The sequence below is a fragment of the Alishewanella sp. SMS8 genome (assembly GCF_030737935.1).
GTDB classification, from domain to species: Bacteria; Pseudomonadota; Gammaproteobacteria; order Enterobacterales; family Alteromonadaceae; genus Alishewanella; species Alishewanella maricola.
On record NZ_JAPJEA010000002.1, the window covers coordinates 591,337 to 604,056 of the forward strand.

Genomic DNA, 12,720 nt, shown 5'->3' on the forward strand with positions numbered 1-12,720 from the left:
CCTAATAGCCGAACGGCACAACGAGGTGCCTTGTCGCAAACCCACGAGAACTTTTTTTGAAATTGCGCCAGCGGATAGCGCTCCCAAAAACCGTTGAAATGGCTTTTGCTAACAATAGCGACGTTATGCTCTCATTACCCTCCCCCAAACACCTCCGACCACACTCAGACACTGGTCAGACCGCACTCAGACACCGGTCGGACCAGTACCTGAGTGTGGTCGGATGAGGGTTAACTAAAAAAAGCCAGGTAAAGGGTGCGGCCGCTTAATAATAAGGTTGCAGCAAATACCGCCGCCCCCAACACATTCTGCCGCAAGCTGTTGCGATAGGTACCCAGCAGTGAGGAGTTCACGGCTAGTAATAAGCACAGAGTAATGATTGGCAGCAAAATACCATTAGCCACTTGGGCAAACCAAATGATGCTCAAGGGTTTTAAGCCCAAACTCGATACCAGCATACCCACCAAAATAATCAGTAACCAACTCAGTCGAAACCATTGTGGGCTTAGCTGTAACAAGCCGCGCAAAGCATAAGCCGCGGCTAACGGTGCGGTAATGGCTGATGACAAACCTGCTGCTAGTAAACCTAACGCCATTAAGTAGGTTGCTGCAGCACCAAATACCGGTTGCAACGACAACGCTAAATCACCGGCATTTTCCATTTGTAGGCCTTTGCCAAAATAAGCGGTTGCTGCCGTAGATAACACGGCTAAAGTGATCAAGCCACCTAAGGGTATGGCGGTACGTAAGTCAGCCGCAGACTCTGCCAGAGCTTGTGCTTTATTGGGCTGATTGTGCCATTTCGTTGCGGAGCTTGCCGCGTGCAAGAACAAAGAATAAGGCACCACCGTGGTGCCGATAAGAGCAATCACCGTTAAGGTTGCGCCGCTAGGAATTGTGGGTAACAGCATGCCCGAAAACATCGCACCCATATCGGGCTTGGTTAGCAGCATAGTACTGATAAACGCCAAGCTCATCAGCAATACTAGGCCAATTAAAAACCGCTCAATCCGTTGATATTGCCCACGCCACAGTACCACGATTGCAATGACGCCTAACAGCAATGACCAGGGGTTTAACCCCGTGTGTTGCTTTAGCGACAGCACAAGCAGCTGCTGCCCCCAAATGGTATCTGCTCCCAGGCTAGCACCCGTTAAATTTCCGCCTTGATAAGCACTATTACCCACAACAACCGCCGCTACCACTAGGCTATATAGCAACACTTTTAATATCGGCTGCTGCACTAAATGTCGAAGGTTTTCTCCCAAACCTTTACCGGTAACGATGCCTAAGCGTGAGGCCATTTCTTGTAAAATCATCGTCGCAATAACAGAAAATAACAACGCCCACAAAAGGGCATAGCCATAGTTAGCGCCAGCCAGGGATGCTGTTACCACCGTACCAGGACCAATAAAAGCCGCTGTCACTAAAGTGGCGGGGCCTAAACGAAAATACGCACGCATAATCTGAATTCCTGAAGGTATTGCCGCGACAACTTTGCAATATTGATGTCAAAACAGCATTATTTGTCTGGTGTTTGCTTCAACTTAAGCGTCTTTGCGACTAAGTACAACACTTCAGTTTGCTTAGCGTGCGACTTGATTAAAATAACTGCGATACGGTCTACGTACAATTGATGCTATCTTCAGCTCAAACGCATAATTATGCTAGACTCATCTGCGTTTTTGCTTTTTAACGCCAAGAGCATTAGCAGTTATAGTTTTTCCCTTACTAGATGGAAAATAACATGTTTACGGCAACCACCTCTTTTTGGCAGCTGGTGAAATTCCGAGCTTTAATCTTCAGCATCTTAACGTTATTAGCGCTACTGGGCAGCATAATGGTCTATCCGGTCACAGCGTGGAATGTCATAGTGCTTGTGCTTTGTACTTTATTAGCCACTAACTTAGCACAGCTGCAATTGCCGAGGGCATGGCACGAAAGTCAATTACTTTTTGTTGTCTGCTGTGCGCTCGATTTATTGGCGATCTTTACGCTGTTAGCACTATCCGGTGGGGTAAGTAATGGCTTTGTTGCGCTATTATTACTACCTGTGGCAGTTGTGGCTGTTTTATTACCCGCTTGGCTAAGTTATGTGTTCGCTTTGGGTGCTATTACTGCCTACAGCTTATTACTGTGGATGGGTGACTTAACACAGATCCTGCAAGCGGCTGAAGGCATTGGTCATCATATGCTGCATACTAATGTAATGCAGCCCTTCTCACGCCATATGTGGCAAATGTGGTGCGCTTTTGTTATCTCTGCAATCGTTATCAGTTGGTTTATTAGCCGTCAAACCGCACTGAACCGAACTACCTCAGAACAACTTAATCAATTACAGCAGCAGCAAGTTCGTCAAGAACACGCCTTAGCCATTGCCACATACGCCGCCAATGCCGCGCATGATTTAGCTTCGCCTATCCAAAACTTACTGTTATTAACCGACGAAGTTCAGCCGCTGATCGCTGCCCATCCAGCCGCCACTGACATACAACAACAACTGAGCCGTTGCCAGCAAATTATTGTCGAACTGCGCCAACATGCCGGAGAGTGGCGCGATTTGAAACCCGCCCCGCTATTACCTATCTTGCGACAAAGCTTGCAGTCTTGGATGGTTACTCGTCCAGACATTCACGTTACGATAACCGAAAACACGGACGATAGCCGTTGTTATGTAAAAGAAGCAACTGCGGTTGCCGCAGCGCTGTTTCAAATATTAGACAATGCGGCCGATGCTGGCTTACAGCAGCAGAAACCTCAGCTTGAGCTGAAATTAACGCTGCAGCAAGGGCAGTTATCACTCTGTATTATCGACTTTGGTGAAGGCTTATCCGAGCAACGCCTAGCTGAGCTTGGCCATTTACCACAACACAGCGAACAAGGCCTTGGTTGGGGACAATTTCTTGCTAATGTGTCTATCGAGCGCCTGGGTGGCCAGATTAAAAGGCGAAACCGCTCCTCTGCTGGTATGGAAACACTATTGCTATTTGGAGGACAGGCATGATTAAAAAACTGGTTATTGTTGATGATGATCCTGCACTCATCAACACACTCGCTAGGCGTTTAGCAAAACCAGGCTGGCAAATCCAAGCATTTTATCAGCCATTAACTGAGGCCGAATTAATTGCCGAACAAGCCGATATTTATTTGTTAGATTTGCGCTTTGGTCAGCAATCGGGTTTAAGTTTTATTGCGCCATTACGAATGGCATTGAGTCACTGCCTTATTATTGTATTAACTGGATATGCCAGTATTAATACTGCCGTGCTAGCAGTGAAACAAGGCGCTGACGATTACCTGACCAAGCCCGTCGATTTTCAATTACTACAACAAACGCTTTTTGGTGACAATTTAACTGAAGCAGAACACACCGCAACACCATCGAACAATCTGTTTTTGTCACCAGAACAATTAGAATGGGAGCATATTCAGCGCGTGCTTGCCAAACACGATGGCAATATTTCGCAAACAGCGAAAAGCTTGGGTATGCACAGGCGTACCTTACAGCGAAAACTGCTTAAACATCGCCCCACCTAAGCCGTTACTGCGACAATATGCCGCATTACGTTAACCGTAGCAAACAACTACCATAGCTTAAAAGTCTCAATGCTATCGGAGTTTTATGCACTCATCTCATTCTCAGCACTTTGCTCAACTCTCTAAACTGGCTGCGGCCATTAGCCTAACCGTATTCGCTAACCCTGTTATGGCCACAGACAGTAACGAGCCAACTATTGAACATATTCAAGTTGAAGGGCAGCGCCAACCGGTGGGTATGGCACAACAATTATTGGCCAGTGAACTGCAAGCGCAGGTAGCCGCAACAAGTGATACGGCAGCTTTACTTAACGCTTTTGCTGGTGTTAGCGTAAATCAAACTGGCGCCGTTTCAAGCTTACCAATGATCCGCGGCTTGGCCGATGATCGCTTGCGCATTAAAGTGGATGGCATGGATTTAATTGCTGCTTGTCCTAATCATATGAACCCACCGCTATCCTACATGGCGCCATCTGATGTCGGTCAGCTTTCTGTGTTTGCCGGGGTTACGCCAGTCAGTGTCGGCGGAGATAGCATTGGCGGCACCATCATCAGTGAATCCAAAGCCGCTGAGTTTTCAGATCAAGCAGAAACGACGGCCGAACTAGGTGGCTTTTATCGCAGTAATAACCAAGCTCGTGGTAGCCATCTGAAAGTGAGCCACAGTAGCGCAGCACTGTATGCAAGTTATAGCGGTAATTGGAGCAAAGGCAACAATTACACGGCAGCGGCCAACTTTAAAACCCTTAATGCTACAGGTCGACCTGGCGAAACACTGCCGCTAGATGAAGTCGGCTCAAGTGCTTATGAAACCCAAAACCATCAGCTACGCTTTGCCTATAAAACCGCAGCCGATCTCATCGAGTTGCAATTAGGCTACCAAAATATGCCCATGCAACTCTACCCAAATCAGCGGATGGATTTGCTCGATAACGAACAACAGCGAATTAACCTTAGCTGGCAACGCACAACTGCGTGGGGGCAATGGCAAAGCCGCATATATCAAGAAAAAGTTGAGCATGTGATGGATTTTGGCCCTGATCGGCAATTTTGGTATGGCTCTAATGCGATGGGCGGTCAGGCCTGTGCCCCGATCCGTTTTCATGGCGATCCTGCTGGCACCTGCGCTGCAGGTATGCCAATGCATTCTGACTCCACCAACCGGGGGCTAAGCTTAAATGTTGAAATGACTTTTTTGGCTCACTCAACAATACGTTTAGGCAGTGAGTTACAACAGTTTTCTTTAGATGATTACTGGCCGGCGTCAGGCGGTGGTATGGGCCCAGGTACGTTTTTAAATATCAATAATGGCCGTCGTGATCGCAGTGCGGTGTTTGCCGAGCACGAGTTAACTTTAACGCCGGATTGGTTACTGCTTTATGGCGTTCGAGTAGAGCGCGTGACACGCAATGCCGATGAAGTGCAAGGTTATGACACGTCAGCAAGCGCGATGGGCATGCAAGTTCCTAATGCGGCAGCCTTTAACCAAGCGGAACGCAAACAACGCGATACCAACTTAGACATTACCGCACTGACCCGCTATCAACTAACCGACAACATGCGTGTAGAGTTAGCCTTGGCGCAAAAGATGCGCTCAGCCAACCTCTATGAAGCCTATCCATGGTCATTTTGGCCTATGGCTGCATCGATGAATAATTTGGTGGGTGATGGCAATGGTTATGTGGGTAATATGGCGCTAGCACCAGAAAAAGCGCATACCGTATCGGCAAGCTTAGCGTGGCAAAGTAAAGATAAACAACAGCAGGTAATCATCACGCCCTATTACACCGATGTGCAAGATTATATTGATGCGGTGGCAGCCAACGGCAGTTGGTTAGCAGGCCAGTTTAATGTGCTGCAATATCAAAACCAACGTGCCAAGCTGCGAGGAATCGATCTCAGTGCTGAAACCACATTAGCCAACAATAATAGTGGGCAATGGCAACTGAAAGCCCTGTTCAGTTACATAGATGCACGCAATACCGATACCGATGCGGGTTTACATAATGTGCAGCCGCTGCATGGCAAGTTAACACTCAACCACACCTTAGCGGGCTGGGAAAACAGTTTAGAATGGCAGATAAGTAAAAATAAGAATCGAGTATCAACGATTCGTGGTGAACCGACAACTGCGGGTTATGCCTTGCTCAATGCGCGATTTAGTCATAGCTGGCAGTCACTGCGGCTTGATGTGGGTGTAGAGAACCTTCTGGATAAATTCTATTATTTACCCCAGGGTGGTGTGTATACCGGCCAAGGAATGACCATGTCGTTGAATGGCATCCCGTTTGGTATTGGCGTACCAGGAATGGGTCGCACCGTTTATGCTGGCTTTAACTACACTTTTTAACCGCAAGTACAGTAGCAACTGCTTATTTTATCGTCGTCATTCACGCCCTGCTATTGCAGGGCGTAGTGTTTTTAATCAAGGCTAATGACTTACAAGTGGCCGCTTTCCAACACCGGCATCACATAATAACGATACCCATTATTACCCGTTTTAGCTGAGCGACATTGTCGCAATTGCACTATAACTTGCTCACGCAATAGTTTGTTCACTATCACTTCGACACGACATAACTGCCGATAACCAACAACCTGCTCCAAGCGGTCAAATTGACTATTATCACGGCTATGGCCATCTAAGGTGACAATAGAAAAACCACTCAGATCGTCAATAGCCAATAAACTATCCACCACGGCATCGCGTTGCTCTAACGGAAAAAACACATATAGCATCTCAAGTTCTGTCATGACGGCCTCTTAAACGCGCATACATTAAAGGAAGTAAAAATAAGGTGGTCAGCGTTGAAGTAATTAAACCGCCAATCACCACTATCGCCAGCGGTCGCTGAATTTCAGCTCCTGGCCCCGTGGCTAACGCTAACGGGATCAATCCTAACATAGCCGTTGTTGCCGTCATCAAAATAGCCCGTAACCTATCGCCGGCGCCAGCTATAACCAACTCTTTAATGTCGTTATAGCGTTCCTCAATACTTTGAAAATGTGACAGCATCACCACACCATTAAGTACAGCCACCCCCAGTAGGGCAATAAAACCTACCGATGCCGGTACCGATAAATATTCACCGCTAATAAACAACGCTAACACGCCCCCCATCAGGGCAAAAGGGATATTGGCATACACCAGCCCCGCAATCGCTAAAGAGCGAAAGGTGGTGAATAAAATCAGCACGATCACCAGCAAAACCAACGGCACGATCATGAGTAAGTTATTGGTTGCTCGTGCCTGATTCTCAAACTCACCGCCATATTCAATGGTGTAACCACTGGGTAAACTAACCGCTTGGCCAACTTGCTGTTTTAACTCTTCAACAAAACTGACGATATCCCGACCACTCACATTACTTGTGACCACCGCAAAACGACTGCCATTTTCACGCTCAATTAAACTCGGGCCGAACTGCGTTTCAATGGTAGCGACACTCGCTAACGCGACCACACTGCCATTTGGCAAACTTATCGGCAAAGTTGCTAACTGTTCAAGATAACTCACTTGATTAGGTTGCTGGCTACTACTAAATAACAAGGGCGTTTTAATCTTACCATTGGTAATTTCACCCACCTGCAAACCATCAACAAAGATCCGTAAACGTCGAGACAACTCTTCGGTAGTAAGCTGATAACGCGCCGCAATCTCAGGGAGTAGCCGAACATTCACAAATTCACCGCCATCAATAATGGTGGTTTGTACATCGACACTACCACTCATTTGCTCAGTCGTGTGAGCAATGCTTTGTGCTAAATGACTGAGAGTTGCCACATCGTCACCAAACACTTTGACCGCAACATCGCCAGAGGTCCCCGTGAGCATTTCTGAAACCCGCATCTGAATGGGCTGAGTAAAGTTGAAATTAATCCCCGGATACTCTTGTAAAATAGTGCGGATTTTCTCGGTGAGCGCTTCTTTAGACGACACCTGCCAAGTTGTAGCGGGGTGCAATTGCATGAACATGTCGGTTTCATTTAAACCCATCGGATCCATCCCGAGTTCATCTGAACCGATGCGAGCAACAATTTGTTTTATTTCAGCTACATCACGCAAAAGCCGCTGGCTAATTTGGCTATCGACCGCTAAAGATTCGCTTAAACTGACGTCAGGATGCTTTTCAAGCTGTACGATTAAATCGCCTTCATCCATAACTGGCATAAAGGTTTTACCGACAAAGCTCGCCGTCAAGCCCGTCCCCATTACAAGCAGTAGCGCCATAATCAACCAAGGCGCAGGACGTTGGATAACCTTGGTTAAGGCGTGTTGATAGCGCTGTAATAGCCATTGCAAAAACTTCGGCGCAGATTTATCCGACATTTTAATTAAACTTACCGCCAGTACGGGGATAACACACAAAGCAATCACTAACGAAGCCAGCATGGCAAAGACAATAGTCATAGCAACAGGCGAAAACAATTTCCCCTCTAAACCTGTTAGCATTAACAAAGGGGCAAATACGATGATCACAATCGCCGTACCCGCAATAACTGGTTTGGCGACCGCTAAGGTTGCGCGATATACGCGATGTGCTACTGGCGCATGACGTAATTGCTGACCTTGGCTAACAATGTTTTCCACCACCACCACCGCCGCATCCACCAACATGCCGATAGCAATAACAATACCGCCTAAAGACATTAAATTTGCGGTTAACCCAACCTGATCCATGGCTAAAAAAGTGATCGCCACAGCCAAAGGGATCGCGACGGCAACCACTAAGGCCGCCCTAACATCTGCCAAAAAGATAAATAGCACCACAATGACCAGCAATACCGCGGCAAACAAAGCTTCAAGAATGGTACTAACCGCCGTTTCAATTAAGGTCGCACGGTCATAAAACACATTGAGCTCGCTGCCCTCTGGCAAGGTCACGCTAATTTGGTCCAATTTAGCTTTGACCGCGGCCACGACCTCACTGGTATTCGCCCCTTTCAAGGCGATAATCATCGCTTGTGCGGTTTCTTTGCCATTATGCGTAACACCACCAAAACGCGCTAAATGCCCTAAGCTCACTTCGCCTAATTGCGCGAGGGTAATCGGATTGCCATTAGCATCCGCAATGGTGAGTTGGCTTAAATCAAAAGCATCAGTTAGTTTGCCCTCGGTGCGAATCACTAAGGTATTGGTACCGCTATTAATTCGGCCAACACTGCCATTCATATGCTGCTGTTGTAGCCAGCTAATTAAATGCTCTAAGCTTATACCGGCTTGCTGTAAACGTACTAAATCTGGAGCAAATTCATAGGTTTGTACATAACCACCCATCGTTGCTACTTCAGCTACGCCAGGCACAGTGCGCAACAGCGGTCGGATCTGCCAATCTAAAACATGCCGCCGCTCAGTTAACGATAAATTAGGATTGTTATAGCTGAACATAAAAATTTCGCTCAGCGGAGTACTCATTGGCGCCAGCCCACCTTCGGCGATATCTGGTAAGCTGCCCCAAACCCCAGCTAGACGTTCGCTAACCTGTTGCCGGGCCCAGTAAATATCAGTACCTTCAGTAAAATCGATAGTTATAGAGGTAATGCCGTATTTGGTGGTCGAGCGCAAGATACTTTGATCAGGGATCCCTAGCAACTCAGTTTCTATCGGCTGGGTAATTTGCGCCTCAACTTCGGCTGTCGTCATGCCGGGTGCACGAATGATCAACTTGACCTGTGTTGGCGAAATATCGGGAAAAGCGTCTATCGGCAAGCGCTGCCACGCTTGCACCGCAAGCGCAATCACAAGCGCAGTAAGCGCCAGCACAAAGAGCTTTTGCGTTAAAATAAAACGTAATAATGCGGCCATACTTATTCGCCTCCTAAACCTAAGTAATGGCCATATACCGCACTTACTGATTGAATTAGTACCTGATCTGCCGGGGCTAACGCTTCACTCTGCACCCAAAAAGCGCCTGCGTCTTTGCCTAAAATTGACACTGGCACCAAATGCAAGCTGTTAGCACTTTTTAACCAAAGATGCTGCTGACTATGATGGCGAACGATAGCGCTAGTGGGGACACGATATACCGCCTGGGCATAAACTGGCGTAACATTAAGTTGTTGCTGCCAATTAAGTTGGCAAGCCGATTCACTCGCCACGGGTGCCGTCCACCAGCGGCGCGCAAAGCCTTCGCTTACCGCTTCAAAGCGCTCAATTGCCAGCTGACAATTTTCAAAACGTATCGCACTGGGTTGAAAAGGTTGCTCGACTAAGGTTCCTGTTAAGCGCAGCTGTGCCTGATCCAAGATGCTAAATAACACAGGCTCCGACGCATCAGCACTTAACACTAAACCGGCGATTGGCGCGGTGAGGATAATACTTGAATGATCAGCACTTACTTGGCTAATCCGTTCATAAAAATGATCTAAATGTTCAAACTCCAGCATTGCAGCCTGATAAGCCAAGCTAATTTCTTGCCATGCACTGGCTCCAATGGCTTTTTGTTTGAACAACTGTTGATTATCGTCATAACGCTTTTTAACTAACTGAAAATAACTTTTACGCGCATCATATTCCGTTAAAAAATGATGCACTTCGCTTCCCGCTAACTGCATTACCGGCTGGCCAGCCTCGACCACGCTGCCGGGCTGCGCTAACCATGTCATCTCAGCGCTTTCAATCATTCGACCAACCGGCCGAGCACTGCCAGTGTAAGCACTGGCTTGCGCCAACAAAGGCTGCCCCGCGAAATCGCTTGCAAGGCTCACCTCTGCATAACGCAAGTTTAATGCCCCTAACGCTGAAATGGTTACTTCTGCAGGTTCTGATTGGGCAACACTTTGCCCACTAAGTACCAATAACACACCGATGGCTGCCCTTTGACATCCTTTGAAAAATACATTCATAACATCACTCCGGCAGTTTGATTTAATTTGGCGATACTGGCTTGTACTTGAATTTCTAATAGCACAAGTTGCAACTCGGCTTGCAACAGTTGCTGCAGCCGCTGCTGTGCCAAATCAGCGTTAATTTCTTGGCGCTCTAGTAATAACAACAAACTGGCTTTTGCTTGCCGGCGCAAGGCTTCGTCATTTTTTAAAAGGGCTAACTGCGCTTGTTGCGTCTTTAGCTCGGCTCGTGCGGCGCTGTGCTGCTGTTCAATTTCCCGCTGTGAATCACTGTAATCATTGAGCCATTGCTGATAGTCCAACTGAAAAGTACTATTCGCCAACTGGTTTGATTGCTCGCCAATTGTTAAAGGAATATCCAACTGCAGACCTATCTGATTATCGTTTTGCTCAGCATTGTTAACACGTTTTACCCGTGTAGTTAATTGCCAAGCGCTATTGGCTGGAGAATTTGCTTGTTGCTGTAATTGCAACTGTTGCTCTTGCAGTAACAGCAACTGTAAACGAGGATGCTGTACTAACTGAAAATCAGCCGTGGGCTCTTCTGCAGTCATATTAGGCAAGTTAGCCTGCCCTGTTAACTGCTGTAGCTGTTGCTGCGCAATCAGTAATCTGGCAGCGCTATCTAACTGTTCTAATGCCAGCTCTGTCGCACCTTGTTGATACAAGTATTGATGATAACTTTGCATTTCACTTGCTTGCCCTGGGCTACGCAATTTTTCGATAAAGTGCTGATAAATATCCAATTGCTCGGTTAAGAGCTGCTGTCTTTTGCGTTCTAATACGATTTGCCATACCGTATCGCGAACTAAGCCACTGGCAAACCAACGACGATATGCCAGTAAACTGGCTGTCAGGCGTTGTTGATTATCTAATACATCTTCGTCTAAGCGCACTCGGCTAGGACTTTTTAAGGGGAGATTAAGCGCTAACTCGATCTCATCACTGCCACCTTGACTTCGGCTGTTCAGCAACCCTGCAGATAGCACCGGCGCATCCGCCAGCCACGTTGAGATCCAAGGCGCAGGTTGATGCAGTGCTTGACGCTGTAACCTTTGTTCAGCAGCATCCGTTAATTGACTTAACGAAGACACCGGCTGCAACTCTGTTGACAGCATTTGCGCAATACCATGACATGGCAACATCACCAACAGCGCAACACAACAACCCAATAACGGTTTGACAATCTTCATGAGAGCACCTCTATGCATCCTTCCTTGTTAATTCATCATTTGAGCAAAGCGTGCATTTCAATTTCACTCAAAAGCCAGCTTCAGTCGTTAGCGCTGCTCGCTATGGACAATAACAACAAGCCGCCAATCAGTAATGCCAGCAAAGACAAATAAGGCCCACTAAAACGAATCAACCAACTTAATTTGGGCATGTCGCCTCTTCTACTTAACAAAGAAAACGAAATAGTAAACGCTAAAACTTAAGCCATTATTAAGATTGTCGCGAAACAACCAAAACCAAAATGTAAATATAAAGAGCGAAAAAAGTTAAAAATAAAAACTTTCAAACCATATATTTTAGGTACAACCTAAGTTTGCTGTGACCAATCATTTTTTATGATTAATTCAATCAATTTTATTTATTTCTATTTGTTATAAGCATATACTATATTGATATAACATTAATGTCTAATGTAATGAAGATAAACTCACAAGGATCTTATTATGACTGAACAAACGGTTAGCTTCCCGCAACTCAACATGCCAGCGCCGGCCTTTAATGCCAAAACCACTCATGGCATGAAGACCTTAGAAGACTATAAAGGTAAATGGTTAGTATTATTTTCACACCCAGCAGATTTTACGCCAGTGTGTACTACTGAATTTATGGGTTTTGCTACACGCGCTGATCAATTTGCTGCATTAAATTGTGAGCTTTTAGGTCTATCGATTGATAGTGTGCATTCACATATTGCTTGGGCTCGGAGTATTGAAGAAAACTTTGGGGCAAAAATTACCTTTCCAATTATTGCGGACTTGTCGATGGCTGTCGCCAAAGCTTACGGCATGATTCAGCCAGGTGCGAGTGATACGGCTGCGGTACGAGCCACATTTATTATTGATCCAAATGGTATTTTACGTGCCATGGTGTATTACCCAATGAGTAATGGTCGCAGTATTGATGAGTTTTTAAGAGTGTTACGGGCATTACAAACTAGCGATGAACACAAGGTAGCGACTCCTGAAAATTGGCAACCTGGTGATGATGTTATTGTGCCACCGCCAGCAACTATGGCAGAGGCTGATATACGTAAAGATCAAGGTTACCAGTACATTGACTGGTACTTCAGTAAAAAATCATTGTAATTAACCTTTGATGTCA

At 46.4% G+C, this 12,720-nt stretch carries 9 protein-coding genes; 4 read left to right on the forward strand and 5 right to left on the reverse strand.

The genetic code is table 11. From position 1 onward, the window contains the following. Window positions 1-230: 230 nt before the first annotated feature. Complete coding sequence (locus ORJ01_RS10165) at window positions 231-1,463, reverse strand: Nramp family divalent metal transporter (protein WP_306177920.1); 1,233 nt, start codon at window positions 1,461-1,463, stop codon at window positions 231-233. A 284-nt stretch (window positions 1,464-1,747) separates the two neighbouring features. On the opposite strand from ORJ01_RS10165, the gene ORJ01_RS10170 reads away from it, so the two are divergent. The 3 genes from ORJ01_RS10170 to ORJ01_RS10180 all read left to right on the forward strand — a co-directional run bounded on the left by ORJ01_RS10170 (window position 1,748) and on the right by ORJ01_RS10180 (window position 5,887). Continuing rightward, window positions 1,748-3,004: an ATP-binding protein gene (locus tag ORJ01_RS10170; protein WP_306177921.1), complete on the forward strand. Its 1,257-nt coding sequence runs from the start codon at window positions 1,748-1,750 to the stop codon at window positions 3,002-3,004. Then, window positions 3,001-3,537 (forward strand): response regulator transcription factor, encoded by a 537-nt coding sequence (locus tag ORJ01_RS10175; protein ID WP_306177922.1) that lies wholly within the window; start codon window positions 3,001-3,003, stop codon window positions 3,535-3,537. The genes ORJ01_RS10170 and ORJ01_RS10175 overlap by 4 nt, the downstream gene beginning before the upstream one ends. 85 nt (window positions 3,538-3,622) lie before the next feature. Then, the gene (locus tag ORJ01_RS10180) at window positions 3,623-5,887 is read left to right on the forward strand and encodes a TonB-dependent siderophore receptor (protein WP_306177923.1); all 2,265 of its coding nucleotides are present in this window, start codon (window positions 3,623-3,625) and stop codon (window positions 5,885-5,887) included. Window positions 5,888-5,976: 89 nt separating this feature from the next. Here the strand turns inward: ORJ01_RS10180 and ORJ01_RS10185 are convergent, their stop codons facing one another. Genes ORJ01_RS10185 through ORJ01_RS10200 form a run of 4 tightly spaced genes read right to left on the reverse strand, consistent with a single transcriptional unit; the run spans window position 5,977 to window position 11,579 of the window. After that, window positions 5,977-6,291 (reverse strand): DUF3240 family protein, encoded by a 315-nt coding sequence (locus tag ORJ01_RS10185; RefSeq protein WP_306177924.1) that lies wholly within the window; start codon window positions 6,289-6,291, stop codon window positions 5,977-5,979. Beyond that, window positions 6,278-9,343 (reverse strand): efflux RND transporter permease subunit, encoded by a 3,066-nt coding sequence (locus ORJ01_RS10190; RefSeq protein ID WP_306177925.1) that lies wholly within the window; start codon window positions 9,341-9,343, stop codon window positions 6,278-6,280. Before ORJ01_RS10190 ends, ORJ01_RS10185 begins: the two co-directional genes overlap by 14 nt. 2 nt (window positions 9,344-9,345) lie before the next feature. Next, on the reverse strand, window positions 9,346-10,383 hold the full coding sequence (locus tag ORJ01_RS10195) for a hypothetical protein (protein ID WP_306177927.1): 1,038 nt from the start codon (window positions 10,381-10,383) through the stop codon (window positions 9,346-9,348). Continuing rightward, complete coding sequence (locus ORJ01_RS10200) at window positions 10,380-11,579, reverse strand: TolC family protein (protein ID WP_306177928.1); 1,200 nt, start codon at window positions 11,577-11,579, stop codon at window positions 10,380-10,382. The genes ORJ01_RS10195 and ORJ01_RS10200 overlap by 4 nt, the downstream gene beginning before the upstream one ends. A 483-nt stretch (window positions 11,580-12,062) precedes the next feature. On the opposite strand from ORJ01_RS10200, the gene ORJ01_RS10205 reads away from it, so the two are divergent. After that, a complete protein-coding gene (locus ORJ01_RS10205; protein ID WP_306177929.1) occupies window positions 12,063-12,704 on the forward strand; it encodes a peroxiredoxin in 642 nt (213 codons plus the stop codon). Window positions 12,705-12,720: the final 16 nt, after the last annotated feature.

Coding starts and splice junctions, on each gene's coding strand:
- ORJ01_RS10165 (WP_306177920.1), bottom strand. CDS start 1,463: ATGCGTGCGTATTTTCGTTTAGGCCCCGCCACTTTAGTGACAGCGGCT.
- ORJ01_RS10170 (WP_306177921.1), top strand. CDS start 1,748: ATGTTTACGGCAACCACCTCTTTTTGGCAGCTGGTGAAATTCCGAGCT.
- ORJ01_RS10175 (WP_306177922.1), top strand. CDS start 3,001: ATGATTAAAAAACTGGTTATTGTTGATGATGATCCTGCACTCATCAAC.
- ORJ01_RS10180 (WP_306177923.1), top strand. CDS start 3,623: ATGCACTCATCTCATTCTCAGCACTTTGCTCAACTCTCTAAACTGGCT.
- ORJ01_RS10185 (WP_306177924.1), bottom strand. CDS start 6,291: ATGACAGAACTTGAGATGCTATATGTGTTTTTTCCGTTAGAGCAACGC.
- ORJ01_RS10190 (WP_306177925.1), bottom strand. CDS start 9,343: ATGGCCGCATTATTACGTTTTATTTTAACGCAAAAGCTCTTTGTGCTG.
- ORJ01_RS10195 (WP_306177927.1), bottom strand. CDS start 10,383: ATGAATGTATTTTTCAAAGGATGTCAAAGGGCAGCCATCGGTGTGTTA.
- ORJ01_RS10200 (WP_306177928.1), bottom strand. CDS start 11,579: ATGAAGATTGTCAAACCGTTATTGGGTTGTTGTGTTGCGCTGTTGGTG.
- ORJ01_RS10205 (WP_306177929.1), top strand. CDS start 12,063: ATGACTGAACAAACGGTTAGCTTCCCGCAACTCAACATGCCAGCGCCG.